Annotated in this window: 15 protein-coding genes and 1 tRNA gene; 9 read left to right on the top strand and 7 right to left on the bottom strand. The window is 71.0% G+C overall.

The features are described 5' to 3' along the window. The first annotated feature begins 159 nt into the window (after positions 1 to 159). Positions 160 to 1,044, top strand: coding sequence for a phosphotransferase (locus ACL00U_RS00160; RefSeq protein ID WP_412873675.1), 885 nt, complete (start codon positions 160 to 162; stop codon positions 1,042 to 1,044). A 21-nt stretch (positions 1,045 to 1,065) separates the two neighbouring features. Here ACL00U_RS00160 and ACL00U_RS00155 read toward each other — a convergent pair whose 3' ends face one another. The 4 genes from ACL00U_RS00155 to ACL00U_RS00140 all read right to left on the bottom strand — a co-directional run bounded on the left by ACL00U_RS00155 (position 1,066) and on the right by ACL00U_RS00140 (position 8,467). Then, complete coding sequence (locus ACL00U_RS00155; protein WP_194589895.1) at positions 1,066 to 1,968, bottom strand: GNAT family N-acetyltransferase; 903 nt, start codon at positions 1,966 to 1,968, stop codon at positions 1,066 to 1,068. A 177-nt stretch (positions 1,969 to 2,145) separates the two neighbouring features. Then, positions 2,146 to 4,092, bottom strand: a complete 1,947-nt coding sequence (locus ACL00U_RS00150) for a S9 family peptidase (RefSeq protein WP_412873674.1) — start codon at positions 4,090 to 4,092, stop codon at positions 2,146 to 2,148. Then, entirely contained in the window at positions 4,089 to 5,882 is a 1,794-nt protein-coding gene (locus ACL00U_RS00145; RefSeq protein ID WP_262118209.1) for an N-acetylglutaminylglutamine amidotransferase, read from the bottom strand. The genes ACL00U_RS00150 and ACL00U_RS00145 overlap by 4 nt, the downstream gene beginning before the upstream one ends. Beyond that, on the bottom strand, positions 5,882 to 8,467 hold the full coding sequence (locus ACL00U_RS00140; protein WP_262118208.1) for a carboxylate--amine ligase/circularly permuted type 2 ATP-grasp protein: 2,586 nt from the start codon (positions 8,465 to 8,467) through the stop codon (positions 5,882 to 5,884). Before ACL00U_RS00140 ends, ACL00U_RS00145 begins: the two co-directional genes overlap by 1 nt. Before the next feature lie 110 nt (positions 8,468 to 8,577). On the opposite strand from ACL00U_RS00140, the gene ACL00U_RS00135 reads away from it, so the two are divergent. After that, positions 8,578 to 9,231 (top strand): DUF1345 domain-containing protein, encoded by a 654-nt coding sequence (locus ACL00U_RS00135; protein ID WP_042539994.1) that lies wholly within the window; start codon positions 8,578 to 8,580, stop codon positions 9,229 to 9,231. Between the two features lie 84 nt (positions 9,232 to 9,315). On the opposite strand, the gene ACL00U_RS00130 is transcribed toward ACL00U_RS00135, so the two are convergent. Then, positions 9,316 to 9,477 (bottom strand): hypothetical protein, encoded by a 162-nt coding sequence (locus tag ACL00U_RS00130; RefSeq protein ID WP_156155365.1) that lies wholly within the window; start codon positions 9,475 to 9,477, stop codon positions 9,316 to 9,318. A 35-nt stretch (positions 9,478 to 9,512) separates the two neighbouring features. Continuing rightward, positions 9,513 to 10,193: an NUDIX domain-containing protein gene (locus tag ACL00U_RS00125; protein WP_042539992.1), complete on the bottom strand. Its 681-nt coding sequence runs from the start codon at positions 10,191 to 10,193 to the stop codon at positions 9,513 to 9,515. A gap of 90 nt (positions 10,194 to 10,283) precedes the next feature. On the opposite strand from ACL00U_RS00125, the gene ACL00U_RS00120 reads away from it, so the two are divergent. Continuing rightward, positions 10,284 to 10,763, top strand: coding sequence for a hypothetical protein (locus ACL00U_RS00120; RefSeq protein WP_140448637.1), 480 nt, complete (start codon positions 10,284 to 10,286; stop codon positions 10,761 to 10,763). 100 nt (positions 10,764 to 10,863) lie between these two features. Here the strand turns inward: ACL00U_RS00120 and ACL00U_RS00115 are convergent. Then, positions 10,864 to 10,950, bottom strand: a tRNA-Leu gene (locus ACL00U_RS00115). A gap of 86 nt (positions 10,951 to 11,036) precedes the next feature. On the opposite strand from ACL00U_RS00115, the gene ACL00U_RS00110 reads away from it, so the two are divergent. Genes ACL00U_RS00110 through ACL00U_RS00085 form a run of 6 tightly spaced genes read left to right on the top strand, consistent with a single transcriptional unit; the run spans position 11,037 to position 18,307 of the window. Further along, complete coding sequence (locus ACL00U_RS00110; protein ID WP_017887797.1) at positions 11,037 to 11,717, top strand: FhaA domain-containing protein; 681 nt, start codon at positions 11,037 to 11,039, stop codon at positions 11,715 to 11,717. Continuing rightward, positions 11,714 to 12,265 carry an FHA domain-containing protein FhaB/FipA gene (locus tag ACL00U_RS00105; RefSeq protein ID WP_042539989.1) on the top strand — a complete coding sequence of 184 codons (552 nt, stop codon included), beginning with the start codon at positions 11,714 to 11,716 and terminating at the stop codon, positions 12,263 to 12,265. The genes ACL00U_RS00110 and ACL00U_RS00105 overlap by 4 nt, the downstream gene beginning before the upstream one ends. Positions 12,266 to 12,271: 6 nt before the next feature. Next, positions 12,272 to 13,630, top strand: a complete 1,359-nt coding sequence (locus ACL00U_RS00100; protein ID WP_017887799.1) for a Stp1/IreP family PP2C-type Ser/Thr phosphatase — start codon at positions 12,272 to 12,274, stop codon at positions 13,628 to 13,630. Continuing rightward, positions 13,627 to 15,072 carry an FtsW/RodA/SpoVE family cell cycle protein gene (locus ACL00U_RS00095; protein ID WP_017887800.1) on the top strand — a complete coding sequence of 482 codons (1,446 nt, stop codon included), beginning with the start codon at positions 13,627 to 13,629 and terminating at the stop codon, positions 15,070 to 15,072. Before ACL00U_RS00100 ends, ACL00U_RS00095 begins: the two co-directional genes overlap by 4 nt. After that, positions 15,069 to 16,523, top strand: coding sequence for a peptidoglycan D,D-transpeptidase FtsI family protein (locus tag ACL00U_RS00090; RefSeq protein ID WP_017887801.1), 1,455 nt, complete (start codon positions 15,069 to 15,071; stop codon positions 16,521 to 16,523). The genes ACL00U_RS00095 and ACL00U_RS00090 overlap by 4 nt, the downstream gene beginning before the upstream one ends. Further along, complete coding sequence (locus ACL00U_RS00085) at positions 16,520 to 18,307, top strand: serine/threonine-protein kinase (RefSeq protein ID WP_056072692.1); 1,788 nt, start codon at positions 16,520 to 16,522, stop codon at positions 18,305 to 18,307. The genes ACL00U_RS00090 and ACL00U_RS00085 overlap by 4 nt, the downstream gene beginning before the upstream one ends. Positions 18,308 to 18,342: the final 35 nt, after the last annotated feature.

Below are 18,342 nucleotides of genomic sequence, written 5' to 3'. Positions count from 1 at the left end.
ACCGATAAGACCGGCCCAGAAACACCGGGGTTCCGCGCCCCCAAGGCGCCGGACTCGGAACGGTGATCTTCACGGGTACTGCAACGATCCGCGCGATCCGGACACCGGACGCGGGCTGCAGCCTCCCGAGCTGTCGGAGCAGGACGGTAACGTGCCGCCATGCACTGGGGGGACACCGGACTCGATGACGACCAGATCGCGTTCGTGCAGCAGACGCTCCCCGATGCCGTCGTCGTGGCCGATGACTCGTGGGGGCTCCTCGACACCAGGGTCCTGCACATCCGCGCTGGCGACGACGGCTTCACCGTGAAGGCCTCCGGCCCGACCAACACCCACTTCCCCCGCGAGCTCGAAGCGCACCGCACCGCCACCGCCGCGCTCCGAGCGAGCGGGGACACCGGTGCCCTCGTCGCGGCGAACGAGGAGCACCGCGTCCTCGTGCTCGAACGCGTCCCCGGGCACCTCGCCCTCGGGACCCCGGACGAGCACGATCCAGACGTCCACCGTCAGGCCGGCGCAGTGCTCCGACGACTGCACGACCAGGACACCCGCCAGGACCCGACGTTCCTGCAGCACGAGCAGGCGAAGGCACTGGCCGCCCTCGACGCACCGCACCGGATCCCCGACGACGTGGTCGCCCGCGCACGAGCGGCCCTGCGCGCACTCCCGACCGACCGCACGACGCAGTCCCTCGTCCCGACCCACGGCGACTTCCACCCGCGCAACTGGATCGTGGACAACGACGCCCGCGACGCCCGCGACGACCACCACCGCAGGCTCCGCGTCATCGACTTCGGCCGGTTCGGCTGGCGCCCCGCGTCCTTCGACCTCACCCGCCTCGCGGTGCTGCACTGGCAGCACGATCCCAGGCTCGAAGCGGCGTTCTTCGACGGGTACGGCGACGATCCGCGCACTCCGGACGCGTGGCGCTGGCTCCAACTCCGCGAAGCAGTGGGGACGGCGACCTGGGCCTACGCGGTCGGCGACGAGGGCTTCGAGGCCCAGGGCCACGACATGCTCCAGGGCGCCCTCGCCGCGTTCTGACCCGTCAGACCGGAACGCAGCTCACGGCACCCGCACGAACCGCGGCGCCCCACGGTCCCGCAGTCGGAAGCCGAGGTGCTGGTAGAGCCCGATCGCACCGGTGTTCCCGGCGGCCGCGTGCATCAGCGGGGTCTCGCCCCGCTCCCGGATCCCGTGCGCGACGGCGAGCACCAACCGGCGCCCGAACCCCTGCCCCCGGTACGCGTCGTCCGTGCACACCGCGCTGATCTCGGTCCACCCCGGCGGGTGCAGGCGCTCCCCCGCCATCGCGACGAGCCGTCCGTCCCGCCGGATGCCCAGGTACGTGCCGAGCTCGATCGTCCGCGGCAGGAACGGCCCGGGCTTCGTCCGCTCGACCAGGGCGGTCATCTCCGGCACGTCGTCGGGCGTCAGCACGACGGCTTCGTCGTCCGGCGCACCCTCGATCGCCTCACCGGTCAGCTGCACGCCGCCGGCACCCTCGACGAGGTCCCACCCCTCGGGCAGGACGGCAGCCGCACCGACGCCGAGCATCCCGCCCGACCCGAGCAGCGCCCGGACGTCCTCCCAGTCCTGCGCTGTGGGCTGTGCGGGGATCCCCGTCCACACCGACACGTCCGTCTGGTAGCGGACGACGTCGCCGCGCCGCTCGGCGAACCGCGCGTGGTGGCTGTTCAGTGCGGCCATCGCGGGGGCGTCGAGCATGCGCGTCGGGGTGCCGTCGTCGGCGATGGTCAGGTCGAGGGTCCGGAGCGCCTCGCCCCGGGAGTCTCCGCCGCGGAACCCGAGGTCCTCGATCCGCCGACGATCGCCGTCCGCCCACCCGGCGGTGTCCGCGACCACGCCCGAGGCGTACTGGTTCGTGGCACGGTGGACGACCTGCTCGACGTCCGCTGCCGAGGCCACGAGGACCTCTCCGGGTCGCGTCAGATCAGTGGTCGTCATCCCACCATTGTCCGCCCGCGGCGAGCGCCGCCGGCGCATCGTTGCACCCGGTGACGGCACGGTGCGAAGTTGACCACCCGGTGCGAGGAAACAAGCTCGCACCGAGCGTGCAACCTCGCACCACGAAGAACCCGCGCGCGCACCAGACCAGCACCGAGCACCCCGCCCCGCCAGGCCTCACCCCAGCCGCGCCGCCACGAACTCCACCATCCGCCGCACGAGCAGCGCCTGCGACGCCGCCCGCCGGTACTCGTGCCCCTCACCCGCGAGCTCCAGGTACTCCACGTCGTGCGCCCGCTCCCGCAGCGCCGCGACCACCTGGTGCGCCTCACCGATCGGCACGTTCGTGTCGAGCTCCCCGTGCACGACGAGCAACGGCGCCGTGACGTCGTCGATCGCCCGCATCGGCGACAGGGCCGCGAGCAGGGCTTCGTCCTCGACGGGGTGGCCGTACTTCGTGGCGGCAGCGGCCGCGATCCACGGTTCGGTGTCCCGGTAGAAGGTCGCGAAGTCGCTCATCCCGCACACCGCGACCCCGGCCGCGAACACGTCGGGCGTGAACGCCAGGGACGCCAAGGTCGCGTACCCGCCGTACGAGCGCCCCTCGACGGCGACCCGGGAGCGATCGGCGTACCCGTTGGTCACCAGGAACCGCGCGCAGTCGACGACGTCGGCGAGCGCGTTCCACCGCAGCGCCAGGTCGTCGGCGTGCACGAACTCGTGACCGTACCCGGAGGACCCGCGGATGTTCGGCGCGAACACGGTCACCCCGGCGGCGGCGAGCGCCTGGTGCTGTGGCGAGAACGTGGGTCGCTCCTGCGACTCCGGTCCGCCGTGCAGGTGGACGAGCGCTGCGCGGCCGGGAGGCCCGACATGCGTTCCGACGTCGGCTCCTGCCACCGACGCGGTCGGCTCCACGGCCCGGTACAGCCAGCCGGTCAGCTCCAGTCCGTCACGGGCGGCGAACCGCTCGAGCGTCGGCTCGACCAGCTGCACGTCCGGCAGCGCGGGGACGTCGGTGACCCGGCTCCAGGTCAGCGCGTTCGTGTCGAGCCGCCACAGTTCGCGCGGACGGGTCGGCCCCTCGACGGCGAGCAGGACGCTCCGGCCGTCGCGGCTGAGCACGGGGTCGGTGACGACGTACCCGGGCAGGTCCGGCACGGGGGTGCGCGAGGCGTCGTGCGTGTTGATGAGGTCGAGTTCACTGCGACCGTCGACGTTCCAGACGAGCAGCACGGTGCGGCCGGCGTCGTCGGCGTCCAGGTACTCGAGCTCGGCGTCGTCGCGCTCGACGATCCGCCCGGGTGTGCCGCGCCAGCCGTGCGGCCCGACCGGCTGCGCGACGAGTCCGCGGCGGGGCAGTCCGGCCTCGGTCGCGACGTAGGCGACGAGCGGGCTGGTCTCGCTCGCGGGCGAGGGCCGCAGGAACGCGATCTCGGCGGACCCGTCGGGGTCGTCGGCGAACAGGGCGTGGCTCTCGTCGGTCAGCCGGTCGACGACGACCACGAACTCCTGGCCGCGCTGCCCGTCGCTCAGCACGACGAGCCGTTCCTCCACTGACAGGTCGAGGATGTGGATGAGCTCCCCCACGGCCAGGTCGTCGCGGTCGCCGCTGACCGGGTCGACCAGGTACGCACGGGCCGGCTGCTCGGGCTCGGTCGAGGGCAGGGTGATGACGACCCGGTGGCCGCTGCGGCTCCACGGCCCGAGTTCGGCGTGCTGGTACCGCGAGCCGGCGATCTGCGCGGCGTCGGTGCCGTCCGGCCGCACCACCCAGACCTGCTGCTTCACGCCGCCGTCGGTCGCGATGGCGACGGCGAGCCACTCCCCGTCGGACGACCACGACACCCGGATCACGGGGTCGTCGGACAGCGCGATCCGCACCGGTTCCGGCAGTTCACCGTCGACGACGACGTCCTGCACGAAGACCTCGGGGGTGCCGTGCCGGTCGCTCACGAACGCCACGCGCCGGGCGTTCCGGGTCATGGTCGGTCCCCACGACCCCCAGGCGGCGGTGAGCTGCGCACCCAGGCCGGCCGCGGCCCTGGTGGTGACCGACGGCTCGACGGTGGCCGACGACGCGACGCCCTGCGCGCCTCCAGTCCGGACGGCACCCACGGTCACCGCACCCCCTGCTGCTGCAGCCACATCTCGATCAGGCCGAGCTGCCAGAGCGCGTTCGCGCCGATCGCGGTCCTGGTGCTGTTCGGGTCCTGCAGCATCCGCTCGACGGTGGCGGGGTCGAAGAGCCCGCGCTCCCGCGCCTCGGGGGCGTGCAGCGCGTCCCGGACGCGCTGCAGGTACGGACCCTCGAGCTGCCGGATGGCGGGGACCGGGAACGAGCCCTTGCTGCGGTCGATGACGGCGTCGGGCACGATCCCGCGCGAGGCGCGCTTCATCACGCCCTTGCCGCCGTCGGTGAGCTTCATCGACGGCGGGATCGCGGCGGCGAGCTCGACGAACTCGTGGTCCAGGAACGGCACGCGGGCCTCGAGCCCCCACGCCATCGTCATGTTGTCGACGCGCTTCACCGGGTCGTCGACGAGCATGATCGTCGTGTCGCTGCGGAGCGCGGCATCCACGCTCGTCTCCGCGCCCGGCCGTGCGAACTGGCGGTCCACGAACGCCGACGGGGTGTCGTCGTCGCTCTTCCACCGCTCCCCGAGCAGGCCCTGCAGCGCCGGCCACCGGCGGTCCATGAACACGGAGCGGTAGGCCTCGGCGGCCTGGTCGCGCGGCACGTCGGCGAGCGGCGGGTACCAGTCGTAGCCGGCGAGCACCTCGTCGGCGCCCTGGCCGGACTGCACCACCTTGACGTGCTGCGAGACCTCCTGCGACAGCAGGTAGAAGGCGACGCAGTCGTGGCTGACCATGGGCTCGCTCATGGCGGCGACAGCACCGTCGATGCCGTCGAGCAGCCGCGACGAGGGGATGTGGATGCGGTGGTGGTCGGTGCCGAAGTGCTTCGCGACCTGGTCGGAGTACTCGAACTCGTCGCCGGATTCACCACCGGCCGCCTCGAACCCGATGCTGAACGTGGCGAGGTCCTGTTGCCCGGCCTCGGCGAGCAGCCCGACCACGAGCGAGGAGTCGATCCCGCCGGAGAGCAGCACCCCGACCGGCACGTCGGCGACCATCCGACGCTCGACGGCGGTGCGGAGCGAGCCGATGAACGCCTGCTCCCAGTCCCGCTCGGACCAGTCCGCCCTGGCGGGGTCGCGCTCGAAGCGGGGCTCCCAGTAGACGGTGTCGTGCGCGGTGCCGTCGGGCTCGATCACCCGGACGGTCGCGGGCGGGAGCATGCCGACGCCGGACAGGATCGTGCGGGGCGCGGGGACGATCGAGTGGAAGCTCATGTACGAGGCGAAGGCGACGGGGTCGATGGACGTGTCGATGCTCGACCCGTCGTCTCCTGCCAGGATCGCGGGCAGGGAGCTCGCGAACCGGAGCCCGCCCGGGACGGGCGCGACGTAGAGCGGCTTGATGCCCAGCCGGTCCCGCGCCAACACCAGCCGGCCGCTGGCGTGCTCCCAGATGGCGATGGCGAACATCCCGATCAGGTGGTCGACGAACCCGGTGCCCCACTCGGCGTACGCCAGGGCGATGACCTCGGTGTCCGACGTCGACGCGAACCGGTGCCCCTTGCCGTGCAGCTCGTCGCGGAGCTGCCGGTAGTTGTAGACCATCCCGTTGTAGGCGATCGTCAGCCCCGCCTCGGCCAGCACCATCGGCTGCGCGCCCGCGGTGGACAGGTCGACGATGGACAGCCGTCGGTGCCCGAACGCGACCGGGCCGCGAGCCCACAGGCCGTCGCCGTCCGGGCCGCGGCGCGTCATGCAGCCGGTCATCCGGGCGACCGCCCCGACGTCCGGCGCTCGGCCGTCGAACCGGATCTCGCCCGCGAGTCCACACATCAGCGCTCTCCCTCGGTGTCCGCCGGGGCGGAGTCGGTGTTCGCCGGGGCGTTCCCGACGATCCACGTGTCCTTCGCGCCGCCGCCCTGCGACGAGTTGACGACCATGCTGCCCTCGGGCGCGACGCGCGTCAGGGCCACGTCGGCCAGGTGCACGTCGTCCGGTCCGGTCCCCGTCGCGTAGACGAAGGCCCGCAGGTCCACGTGCCGCGGGTCGAGTCCGGCCGGCCCGATCGTCGGGTGCGAGGACAGCTGCACCACCTCCTGCCCCACCCACCCGGCGGGGTCTGCGGCGATCTCGCGCCGTCGTTCGGCGACCTCGGGGGCGCTCGCGCTCGGTCCGATCAGGACCCCGCGGCCGCCCTCGCCGTCGACCGGCTTCGTGACGAGTTCCCCGACGCGGTCCAGGACCGACAGCCGTTCGACCTCGATGCTCGTGCGGTACGTCGGCACGGACGCCAGCAGGGGTTTCTCGTCCAGGTAGTACCAGATCAGGTCCGGCACGGTGACGTACATCGCCTTGTCGTCGACCAGCGCGTTGCCCGGCGCGTTCGCCAGGTAGACGCGTCCTGCCTCCGCCGCGTCGAGGATCCGCGCACCGAGGTCGGGAGCGTGCTCCGCCGTCAGCGCGCTGACGTCGCGGTCGATCCGCAGGTACAGCCCGTCGAGCACGTCATCCGTCGTCGCGTCGACCACGCGTCCGTCGCGGACGTCCAGGTCGGACCCGGACACCAGGCGCAGCCCGGCCCCGTCGGCCAGCCTGCGGTGCTCGAACCACGCGCCGGCGGCGGGGCCGTCACTGACCAGCGCGATCACCGGGTCGGTCGCGCCCGTCACCGCGGTGGTGTTCGCGCAGAGGGTCCGGCGCAACCGGTCGGTCACGCCGTGCGGATCGCGCAGGTTCGCCGGCCGCGGGGCGTCCGGCACGACGTCGTCCATCAGCTCGCGCAGGGCGATGCCGTACGCGACGCCCGAGGGCGAGCGGACGTTGTCCTCGAGCACCCGCCAGCCGCCGAACTCGTTGCGCACCAGGTCGAACCCGAGCACCGGCGCACGGACCGCGGTCGCCGGCAGCCGGGTGGCGTCCGGGTCCCAGCCCTTCGCACCGACGAAGTGGTCCGCGTCCAGCACGCCGTCGGCCACGATCCGCCGATCGCCGTACGCGTCGCGCAGGAACAGTTCGATCGCGCGGGACCGCTGCCCCAGGCCACGCTCGAGCTGCGACCACTCGTACGCGCTGATCGTCCGGGGCACCAGGTCACAGCCGAACGCCTGCGCACCGCCGTCGACCACGAAGCCGACCTGGTGCTCGCGGGTCCAGGCGTCGCGGGCGGTGCAACGGTCGATCGCGGTCTCGGCGTCCCAGCCGTCGAAGAAGGCAGCCAGGTCACGGAACGCCGGTCGGGGTCGCGCCCCGGGGCCGACCGCCTCGTCGCCGGCACGGACGCGGTACCCGGGGAGCGGGACCACCGGGTCCTCGTCGCGTCCGGACGGCAGCCCCGCGGTGTCCTCCACCACCAGGGCGACGACGTCGTCGATCTCCCCGCGCTCGGCGTACGCGGTGCGCTGCCGATCGGTGGAGTTGCCGCGGGCCAGGGTGGCGTCGAGCAGCTCCGTCACCGTGCCCCAGTCGCCGAGCTCCTCGAGCTCCGGGCGCAGGCGGGACACGAGCTGGCGCACCGCGACCTCGGCGGGCAGGCGTTCGGGGTGCTGCCCGAGGCCGACCAGCTCGCCGCTCAGCCCGGAGCGGGCGGCCTGCCACATCGCCGCACGGTGCAGCGGTTCGCTGCGCGGGTGCCACTCGGCGCCGGACACGACCGACTTCTCGGCCTTGCGCACGGCGGCGCGGAAGAGTCCGGCGATGAGCACGGCGTCGTCCACCACCGGGGTCGCGTCGCAGACCCGCAGCTCGAGCGTCGGCGCGTGTGACGACGGCCGGACGTCGAAGTAGGCCATCTTCTTGTCGGCGATCACGCCCGAGGCGATCAGGTCGTCGAGCACCCGGTCGTACTCGGCGGCGTCCTCCACCGGGCCGAAGCTGCCGGCCGACGGCCACCGCTGCCAGATGATGCTCCGGAACGAGGCGTACCCGGTGTCCTGCCCGTTCCAGAACGGACTCGACGCACTCAGGGCCAGCAGCACCGGGAGCACCGGTGCCACCCGCTGGGCGATCAGCACCGCCAGGTCGCGGTCGCTCACCCCGACGTGCACCTGCAGGCCGCAGATGAGCTGCTCGTCGACGAGCATCCGGTACTGCTCCTGCATCCGGCCGTACCGCCCGCCGGCGCTCAGCTCGAAGTCGGCGTACTCCGACCTCGGCGCGGTGCCGACGGCGGCGATCGTGACCCCGGCCGGGGCGATCGCGGCACTGAGCTCGCTGCGCAGGTCGACGATCACCCGCCGCAGGTCGTCGAGGGTCCGCACCACCGGGGTGTTCGTCTCGATCGTCGTGCGCTGCAGCTCCGCGCCGAAACGGTCGGTGGGCAGCTTGGGCAGAAGGCGGGGGGCCTTCGCGGAAAGTCGGCCGGACTCGAGGTCGATGAGGTGCAGCTCTTCCTCGGCGCCGAGCGTCAGCTCTGCACTCATGGCTGGAACCTACGCGAGACGCCCGTGCCGTGTCTGCCGCGGCACTCCCCCGACTCACACTCGTAACACGCCCGCGGGGTGCGGTCACGGCACCGTGCGACACTCACTCCGTGACCCAGACCAGGACCGGCCCCCGACACGAACACCGGGCACCGGTCGCCGCGGCGGTGCTGGTCAACCTGGCGCTCAGCCTGTTCCTGCCCGACGAGGTGCTGTTCTTCCCGTCGTGGGTCGTGCCGGTGCTCGGCGTCCTGCTGCTCACCCCGCTGATCGTCTTCAACCCGCGGCGCCTGACCCGCGAGACCACCTGGTCCCGGTGGGTGTCCTTCGCGCTGGCGGGACTGCTGACCGTCGCGAGCCAGCTCACGGTGATCCGGACGATCACCGAGTTGCTGGGCGGCCACGCGGACGGAGCGGCCGTGCTGCTCACCGCTCTGCAGGTGTGGGTGAGCACGATCATCGTGTTCGGGCTCGTCTACTGGGAGCTCGACCGCGGGGGTCCGGTGGCCCGGCGACGCCCCGAACTGTGGTCGAGCGCCGAAGCGGACTTCCAGTTCCCGCAGGAAACCGACCCGAAGACCGCCGACTGGCGCCCGGTCTACCTCGACTACCTCTACGTCGCGATGACGAACATGATGGCCTTCAGCCCCACGGACACGATGCCGATGACCGTCCGGGCGAAGATGATCATGGCGTACCAGGCGCTCAGCGGGTTCATCCTGCTGGCGCTGGTCATCTCGCGCGCGGTCAACATCATCAGCTGACACCGCGCTCCGGACCGGTGGAACCACGGACGGGAGGCACGGTGCCAGCTGGCACCGTGCCTCCCGTCCGTCGTCCGGTCGCCGCTACTGCGGGTCGGCGGGCTCGCCGCCCGAGTCGACGTCGCTGTCCTGCTGCGGGTCCTTCGTCGCGTCACCCGTCGACGACCCGTCCGGCAGGTCCTCGGTGTACTGCTGCTGGGTCTCGGTGGGATCGCTCGATCCGTCCGGTGTCGTCGAATCAGTCATGGCCCGGACGGTACGCGGACCGGCACCACGACCGTTCAGCGAGCGGACCCGCGCCGGAGCGCCACCCACTGCAGCAGCATGATCGTCTTGCCATCGGCGATCCGGCCGTCCGCGACCATCGCGAGTGCCGCATCGAGCGGGAGCTCGAGCACCTCGATGTCCTCACCCTCGTCCTCCACACCGCCGCCGGCCTCGACCCGGTCCGCGGGCGTGTACGCGCCCACGTAGAAGTGGACCCGCTCGGTGACCGAACCGGGGCTCATGAACACGGCACCCAGGTGCTCGAGCGCGCCGAGCCGGATGCCGAGCTCCTCGGCGGCCTCGCGCCGGACGGCGGTCTCCGGGTCGTCCTCGTCGAGCAGACCCGCAGCGGCCTCGATCAGCATGCCGTCCGGGTGTCCGTTCACGTACGCCGGCCACCGGAACTGCCGCGTGAGCAGCACCGTGCCGCGCTCGGCGTCGTACGGCAGCACCGTCGCACCGTTGCCGCGGTCGTAGGTCTCGCGCTGCTGCCGGTCCCACCGACCGTCACGGCGCCGGACGTCCAGGGTCGTGCGGCGGAGCACGTGCCATCCGTTCGACACCACCTCGACGTCCCGCACGACGACGTCGGGGTTGCGGTCGATGTCGCGGCCGACGGCGTCGAGCCCCGTCCGGCCACGATCGTCGGGGACGTCCACTCCGGGACGCTGGACGGTGGTGCGTTCGTCGGTCACACGATCACCGTAGCGAGGCGCCCCGGCAGGACTCCGCCCCCTCGGTACGCTCGACGTGCCGCACCAGGGAGCGGCAGAGGACGGTGCAGCATGACCAGGACGTTCATCCTCCGACGACCGGACCGACCGCAGGTGGTCACCGTGTCCTTCGTGCTGTGGCTGGTGTGGGTGGTCGCCTGCATCGCTGCCACGGTGCTGCAGTTCTGGAGGCCGGACGCGGCGGTCGACCCGGCTCCGGTCATCGCCGGGATCGTCGCCCTGGTGCTCTGGGCCCTGGTGACGTGGGCGGTGTTCCGGACGGCAGCGGGATCCCGGGTCGCACGCATCGTGCTCGTCGTCGTCGCGGGCTTCCGCGCGGTCCTGAGCATCACCGGCGGACAGCTCGACGTCCTGACGATCGCACTGTCGGTCGTCGCCGCGGTCCTGCTCTTCCTGCCCACCGCGCGCCCGTACTTCGCCGCACGAGCGGCGTGGAGGACCGGCCACGGGTTCGACGGGACCGGCGTGTCGGGGCCGAGCCGTGCCTCCGCGCCGGATCCTGACCACACGACGGAGGCGGACCGGTCCTGACGCCGGAGGTTCGACGGACGGCCCGGGGAAGCCCCTGGAGACCAGGCCCCGGAAACAGGAAAGGCCCCGGATTCCTCCGGGGCCTTTCCTGTTCTTCGCCTGGTGCGCGAGGGGGGACTTGAACCCCCACGCCGTTTCCAGCACACGGACCTGAACCGTGCGCGTCTACCAATTCCGCCACTCGCGCCAGCCCCGAAACACTACCACGCACAGACGGGTGTCAACGCCAACCACTACCATGCAGTGGTTGACGACCGACGACACGGGAGACGCATGGGCCTGCTGGACAACTTCGAGCGAGGGTTGGAACGCGCCGTCAACGGCGCGTTCGCCAAGACCTTCCGCTCCGGGGTGCAGCCCGTCGAGATCTCGAGCGCCCTGCGGCGCGAGCTCGACACCAAGGCCGCAGTGGTCTCCCGCGAGCGCATCCTCGTGCCGAACGAGTTCACCGTTCGTCTCGCGCCGCCGGACTGCACGCGCATGAACGACGTCGGTCGTCCACTCATCGACGAACTGACCCAGATGGTCCACCAACACGCCGTGGCGCAGAACTACTCGTTCTCCGGCCCGGTCACCATCCGGCTCCAGCAGGACGGCACACTCTCGACGGGCATCCTGCAGGTCGACTCCACCACCGTGCAGCGCGACGTGGCCTGGATCCCCGTGCTCGACATCGGCTCCCAGCGGCACCGACTGCACCGCGGGCGCACGGTGATCGGGCGCGGCAGCGACGCGGACATCACCATCGCGGACACCGGGACGAGCCGCAAGCACGTCGAGGTCCTGTGGGACGGCAAGCACGCGCAGGCCACCGATCTCGGCTCCACGAACGGCTCGAAGCTGAACGGTCAGCACTTCCAGCAGGCGATCGTTGAGCCGGACTCCACCATCGAGATCGGTCGGACCCGTATGGTGTTCCGGGTGATCCCGGAGAACGACGGAGGTGCTCGATGACCACAGGCCTGACCCTGCTCGTCCTGCGCTTCGTGTTCCTCGCGGTGCTCTGGCTGTTCGTCTTCGTGATCGTGTTCGCCCTGCGCAGCGATCTGTTCGGCCAGCGCGTCCGCACGATCCCGACCGATCCCAAGTCGGCCCCGTCCGGACCGAGCACCCCCACCGTCCCCGCAGCGGCGGCCCCCGGCCCCGCGTCCAGCGGCGCGTTCACGGACGTCATCGGACAGCCCGGTGGTGGACAGCGTCCCGCCTCGTCGGCCGCGTCCCGCCTGGTCATCACCGAGGGTGCGCGCGAGGGCATGGAGATGCCGCTCGGTGGCGGCCCCATCACGATCGGGCGCTCGAGCGAGTCGAACGTCGTGATCCGCGACGACTACACCTCGACCAACCACGCCCGCCTCGACCTGCGCGCCGACGGCTGGCTCCTCACCGACCTCGAGTCCACGAACGGCACCTTCGTCAACGGTCAGAAGGTGAGCGCTCCCGTCCTCGTGGCAGAGGGCACGCCGATCACGATCGGGACGACGACGTTCGAGCTGCGGCGGTAACCCGGCATGACCGCTCGCACGCTGAGCGCCGCTGTGTCCCACGTTGGGCGCATCCGCGCGAACAACCAGGACTCCGGCTACGCCGGGGCGCACCTGTTCGCGGTGGCGGACGGCATGGGCGGCCACGCCGGCGGTGACGTCGCCTCGGCGATCGCGATCCGCCGCATCCGCGAGGTCGACCGCGAGTTCCCCTCGGCGCACGACGCCGAGTTCGCACTGCAGTCGGCACTCATCGCCGCGAACCAGCTGATCACCGAGACCGTGTTCGAGCACCAGGAGCTCACCGGCATGGGCACCACGGTGTCCGCGATGATCCGCGTCGGCGAGCAGATCGCGATCGCGCACATCGGCGACTCCCGCATCTACCGCCACCGCGACGGCGAACTGCAGCAGATCACGTCGGACCACACGTTCGTCCAGCGACTGGTCGACAGCGGCCGGATCACGCCGGAGGAAGCCGCGGTCCACCCGCGCCGCTCCGTGCTGATGCGCGTGCTGGGCGACGTCGACGCAGCACCCGAGGTCGACACCGCGATCATGGACATCCAGCCGGGCGACCGCTGGCTGCTCTGCTCCGACGGCCTGTCGTCGTACCTGGCCGAAGAGCGGATCCGGCACGCCCTGGCGTCGAACATGGACGCCAACCAGGTCACGCAGCGCCTGGTGAAGGAGACGCTCGACCACGGCGCCCCCGACAACGTCACCGTCGTGGTGATGGACGTCACGGACACCGAGCCCGAGGACGACGACGACGCGGCCACCACCGTCGGGTCCGCCGCGGCGCCCCTCACCTTCGAGGCTTCGACCGGCCGCAAGCCGATCCGCCTCCCCACGATCCTGCTGCACCCGCTCAAGGTCACCACCGCGCCCGAGGACTCGCACTTCGAGCCCGAGTCCGACCAGTTCTTCGCCGAGCTCATCGCCGAGGACCGCCGACGCCGCATCCGTCGTCGGGTGTCCTGGACCGTCGCGCTCGTGGTCGCCGTCGCCGTGCTCGTCGGCGCCGTGTTCGTCGGTTGGCGGATCACCCAGGACCACTACTACGTCGGCACCGACCGGGGCACCGTCGCGATCTACAAGGGCGTGCAGCAGTCGATCGGGCCGTTGGCGCTGTCGGACGTGTACGAGGACAGCGACATCACGGTCTCGTCGCTGCCGGACTACACCCGCGAGAACGTCCGCTCGACGATCAACGCGCAGTCGCTCTCCGACGCCCGTGACATCGTCGAGCGCCTGCGCAAGGCCGCCGCGACCGGTGAGGACCAGGCCGGCACCGGCGGGGACGGCAACGCGAGTCCATCGCCGTCGCCCTCACCGACGCGATCGTCCTCGCCGTCGCCGAACCCGACGCGGAGCTCGCGATGAGCACCGCCACGGCCGCCCAGTCCTTCACGCAGGCGATCACGATCAAGCTCCGGGAGCCCGCCCGTGCGCGGAACCTCGAGCTCTTCCTGCTCGTCATCGCCTGCGGCATCTGCGCGGGCGCGATGGTGCTCGTGCAGCTCGGCACCAAGGGCCGGCTGTTCGACCAGTCGGTGCTCTGGGTCGGTGGCGGCATCCTCGGCCTCGCGCTCGTCATGCACGTGGTGCTGCGCGTCGTCGCGAAGAACGCCGACCCGTTCATCCTGCCGATCGCGCTCGTCCTGAACGGCATCGGCATCGCCGAGATCTACCGCATCGACGTCCACAACGGCCTGTCCGGCTGGGACGCCATCGGCGTGAAGCAGATCGTCTGGACGATGCTCGCGATGGTCCTGGCGATCATCACGCTCGTCGCCGTCCGGAACCACCGGTTCCTGCAGCGGTACCGCTACATCTTCATGGCGCTGACGATCGTCCTGCTGCTCCTGCCCATGCTGCCCGGCATCGGCACGAACATCGGCGGCGCGCGGGTCTGGATCAAGATCGGCCCGTTCTCGTTCCAGCCCGGTGAGCTCGCGAAGATCACCATGGCGCTGTTCTTCGCCGGGTACCTCGTCACCGCCCGTGACTCGCTGTCGATCGTCGGCAAGAAGTTCCTCGGCATGACGTTCCCGCGTGCCCGCGACCTCGGGCCCATCCTGGTGATGTGGGGCGCCGCGATGGCCGTGCTCGTGTTCCAGCGCGACCTCGGCACCGCCCTGCTCTACTTCGGCCTGTTCCTCGTGATGATCTACGTCGCCACGGCACGGGTCAGCTGGGTCGCGATCGGTCTCACGCTGTTCATCGGTGGCGCCCTCGTCGCACAGAGTCTCCTCGAGTACGTCCGTGGCCGCTTCGAACAGTGGCTCGACCCGTTCAACCAAGAGGTCTTCAGCCGCGACACCCAGGCGAGCTACCAGCTCGTGCAGGGCCTGTTCGGCTTCGCGAACGGCGGGATCACCGGCACCGGCCTCGGCCAGGGCCGGCCGTACATCACCCCGGTCGCCAACGCCGACTACATCGTCGCGTCACTCGGCGAAGAGCTCGGCCTGATCGGTGTCTTCGCGATCCTCGCGCTCTTCATCGTGTTCGCGTCCCGTGGCATCCGCGTCGGGTTCATGGCGCAGGACGACTTCGGCAAGCTGCTCGGTGTGGGCTTCGGCTTCATCATCGCCCTGCAGGTGTTCGTCGTCGTCGGCGGCATCACCCGGATCATCCCCGTCACCGGTCTGACCACCCCGTTCATGGCCGCGGGTGGTTCCTCGCTCATCGCCAACTGGATCATCGCCGCGATGCTGCTGCGCCTGACCGACGCGATCCCCGCCGAACAGCGTGTCCAGCAGGGCGCGATCCCCGCCGCGAGCGGGCGGTCCGCGCGCGCGACCAGGAAGGAGCGTCGTCGATGAACCGACAGCTCCGCGGTGTCTCGACCGTCATCGTGCTCATGTTCGTCGCACTCTTCGTGTCGACGACCTCGATCCAGTTCTTCTCGGCAGACTCGTTGCGCGCCGACTCCCGGAACTCCCGAACCATCTTGGACAGTTACTCGACCAAGCGCGGCGCGATCCTCGTGGACGGCAGCCCGATCGCCGAGTCGACCCCGGTGAACGACCAGTACGAGTACCAGCGCAAGTACACGAACGGCGACCTGTACTCCGCGGTCACCGGCTACTTCACGATCGGCCAGGGCAACACCGGCATCGAGAGCGCGGAGAACACCGTGCTGTCCGGCAACTCGGACGCCTCGTTCTTCCAGAACCTCAACTCGATCCTCACCGGCCAGGACGTCCAGGGCGACAACGTCAACCTGACCATCGACCCGGACGTGCAGCAGGCCGCGTACGACGCCCTCGGCACGAACAGCGGTGCGGTCGTCGCGATCCAGCCCAAGACCGGCAAGATCCTGGCGATGGTGTCGAAGCCGAGCTACGACCCGAACTCGCTCACCTCGCACGACACGGCCGAGGTCAAGCGGCAGTACGACGCGCTGCTCGGTGCCGACACCGCCCCGTTGCAGAACCGTGCCATCGGCGGCGACCTGTACACGCCCGGATCGGTGTTCAAGCTCGTCGTCGCCTCGGCGGCGCTCGAGGGCGGCAAGTACAACCTCGACTCCACGTTCCCGAACCCGTCGCGGCTGCAGCTGCCAGGGACGAGCTCGTACATCAACAACGCCGAGGGCGGCACCTGCGGCGGCGGCGACAAGGTCAAGCTGCGCACCGCGATCCAGTACTCGTGCAACATCCCCTTCGCCGAACTCGGTCAGAAGCTCGGGTACGACGCGATCAAGGACATGGCCGACAAGTACGGCTTCGGCGACGCCATCGAGATCCCGATGGCCGCGACCGCCAGTCAGTACCCCGACGTCGACTCGACGGCGCAGCTCATGCTGAGCGCCTTCGGTCAGGCGAGCGTCCGGGTCTCCCCGCTGCAGATGGCGATGGTGTCGGCCGGCATCGCGAACGGCGGCAAGGTCATGCAGCCCTCACTCGTCGACTCGATCACCACGAGTGACCTGAAGACCGTCGAGTCCTTCTCTCCGAGGCAGTACAGTGATCCGCTGTCGTCCTCCGAGTCCGCTGACCTCACCGAGGCCATGCAGAGCGTCGTGAACGCGGGGACCGGTACCAATGCCAAGATCGACGGTGTCGACGTCGCCGGCAAGACCGGCACGGCTGAAGGCGGCACCGGCGATCCGTACACGCTCTGGTTCACGGGGTTCGCCCCCGCGAAGGACCCGGAGGTCGCCGTGGCGGTGGTCGTCGGGAACGGCGGCGGGCTCGGGCAGTCCGGAGTCGGCAACACGGTCGCGGCCCCGGTCGCGAAGAAAGTCATGGAGGCGGTGCTGAACAAATGAGACCCACCAGCGGACTCACCTTCGGTGGGCGGTACCAGCTCTCCTCCCGGGTCGCCATCGGCGGCATGGGCGAGGTGTGGCAGGCGACCGACCTCGTCATCGGCCGAACCGTCGCACTCAAGATCCTCAAGGACGAGTACCTCGGTGACCCCGGCTTCCTCGAGCGCTTCCGCGCCGAGGCCCGGCACGCTGCCCTCGTCAACCACGAGGGCATCGCCAACGTCTTCGACTACGGCGAGGAGGACGGCAGCGCCTACCTCGTGATGGAGCTCGTCCCCGGCGAGGCCCTGTCGACCATGATCGAACGCGAGCACACGCTCCCGGTCGACAAGGTGCTCGACATCGTCGCGCAGACCGCGAACGCCCTGCAGGCCGCACACGCGGTCGGCCTGGTGCACCGCGACATCAAGCCGGGCAACCTGCTCATCACGCCCGACGGTCGCGTCAAGATCACCGACTTCGGCATCGCCCGCATCGCCGACCAGGTCCCGCTCACCGCGACCGGTCAGGTGATGGGCACGGTGCAGTACCTGTCGCCCGAGCAGGCCAGCGGCCACCCCGCCTCGCCGTCGACCGACATCTACTCGCTCGGCATCGTCGCGTACGAGGCCCTGGCGGGTCGTCGTCCGTTCACCGGTGAGTCGCAGGTCGCGATCGCGATGGCGCACATCAACGAGCAGCCGCCGCCGCTGCCCGGGGACATCCCCGAGCCGGTCTCGGCCCTGGTCATCTCGTGCATCGCGAAGAAGCCCGCCGACCGTCCCGCGACGGCAGCGAACCTGGCCCGCGCCGCCCAGGCGCTCCGCCGGGGTGACGTCGCCGCCGCCACCGTGGCCGTCCCCGCCATCGCGGGGAACGGCACCGTCGCGTTCAACCCGCCCCAGGGCCAGGGGAACGACGCCGCGACCGCACTCATCGGCACCCAGGCAGGATCGATGGCCGGCGGACCCGGGGCCCCCCGCTCGCCCGTCAGCGACGAGCCCGAGGAACCGAAGAAGAAGCGTGCCTGGATCTGGTGGGTCGTCGGCATCGTCGTCGTGCTCGCCATCGCCGCCGGCACGGCGTACGCCCTCAACGCGAACAACGCCCCGGAGCCCGAGCCAACGAAGTCCTCGAGCACGCCGAAGCCGTCCCGCACGCCCAGCGAGACGCCGTCCCCCGAGCCGACCGAGACCCGCGTCACGGTGTCGGCAGCCGACTACCAGGGGCAGAACGCCGAGGACGTCGCGAACCAGCTGCGTGCCCGGGGTCTGCAGGCCGAGGTCGTCGACGGATCGAACGCGACGACGTCCGACCAGGTCGGCACCGTCGAGTCGCTCAGCCCCGAGGGCAGCCTGGCACCGAACACGCTCGTCACGATCAAGTCCTACGGCGACGTGCTGACCGCACCGGCGCCCGAGCGTGCCACCGGTGGGACCGTCAGTGAGTCCGGTCGCGTGACCTTCAGCTGGCCGGCGTACACGAGCTGCCCCGCCGGGTACTCGGACGTCAGCTACACGTACACGATCGACAACGGCACCGTGACGTCGAACGGCAGCAGCTCCGGCTCCACCTCGGGCACCGCGGTGACCGTCGCCGGTGCCCAGTACGGCAAGGTCGCCCTGTCGTACAAGGTCACCTGCAAGTCGCCGCAGTCCGATGCCTCGGTCGTCTCGGCGTCCTCGCCGGGCGCCCAGGTCGAGTGGACCGAGCCCACGGACCAGGAGACGACGGACCCGGGTGACGGAACGGACCCCGGCGACGGGACCAACCCGAGCCAGCCCGGCCCGCAGGACGGCCAGTGAACGACCCCCGGACGGGGGCTGTCGACACCGTTCGG

This window comes from Curtobacterium poinsettiae, assembly GCF_047226435.1.
Lineage (GTDB): Bacteria > Actinomycetota > Actinomycetes > Actinomycetales > Microbacteriaceae > Curtobacterium > Curtobacterium poinsettiae.
Note: the sequence above shows the minus strand (reverse complement) of the source record. Positions and strands in the feature narration are given on the sequence as shown.

What these genes read in the sequence shown, in the direction of transcription:
- ACL00U_RS00090 (WP_017887801.1), top strand. Translation starts at nt 15,069, where the DNA reads ATGAACCGACAGCTCCGCGGTGTCTCGACCGTCATCGTGCTCATGTTC.
- ACL00U_RS00155 (WP_194589895.1), bottom strand. Translation starts at nt 1,968, where the DNA reads ATGACGACCACTGATCTGACGCGACCCGGAGAGGTCCTCGTGGCCTCG.
- ACL00U_RS00145 (WP_262118209.1), bottom strand. Translation starts at nt 5,882, where the DNA reads ATGTGTGGACTCGCGGGCGAGATCCGGTTCGACGGCCGAGCGCCGGAC.
- ACL00U_RS00120 (WP_140448637.1), top strand. Translation starts at nt 10,284, where the DNA reads ATGACCAGGACGTTCATCCTCCGACGACCGGACCGACCGCAGGTGGTC.
- ACL00U_RS00085 (WP_056072692.1), top strand. Translation starts at nt 16,520, where the DNA reads ATGAGACCCACCAGCGGACTCACCTTCGGTGGGCGGTACCAGCTCTCC.
- ACL00U_RS00160 (WP_412873675.1), top strand. Translation starts at nt 160, where the DNA reads ATGCACTGGGGGGACACCGGACTCGATGACGACCAGATCGCGTTCGTG.
- ACL00U_RS00110 (WP_017887797.1), top strand. Translation starts at nt 11,037, where the DNA reads ATGGGCCTGCTGGACAACTTCGAGCGAGGGTTGGAACGCGCCGTCAAC.
- ACL00U_RS00105 (WP_042539989.1), top strand. Translation starts at nt 11,714, where the DNA reads ATGACCACAGGCCTGACCCTGCTCGTCCTGCGCTTCGTGTTCCTCGCG.
- ACL00U_RS00140 (WP_262118208.1), bottom strand. Translation starts at nt 8,467, where the DNA reads ATGAGTGCAGAGCTGACGCTCGGCGCCGAGGAAGAGCTGCACCTCATC.
- ACL00U_RS00095 (WP_017887800.1), top strand. Translation starts at nt 13,627, where the DNA reads ATGAGCACCGCCACGGCCGCCCAGTCCTTCACGCAGGCGATCACGATC.
- ACL00U_RS00130 (WP_156155365.1), bottom strand. Translation starts at nt 9,477, where the DNA reads ATGACTGATTCGACGACACCGGACGGATCGAGCGATCCCACCGAGACC.
- ACL00U_RS00100 (WP_017887799.1), top strand. Translation starts at nt 12,272, where the DNA reads ATGACCGCTCGCACGCTGAGCGCCGCTGTGTCCCACGTTGGGCGCATC.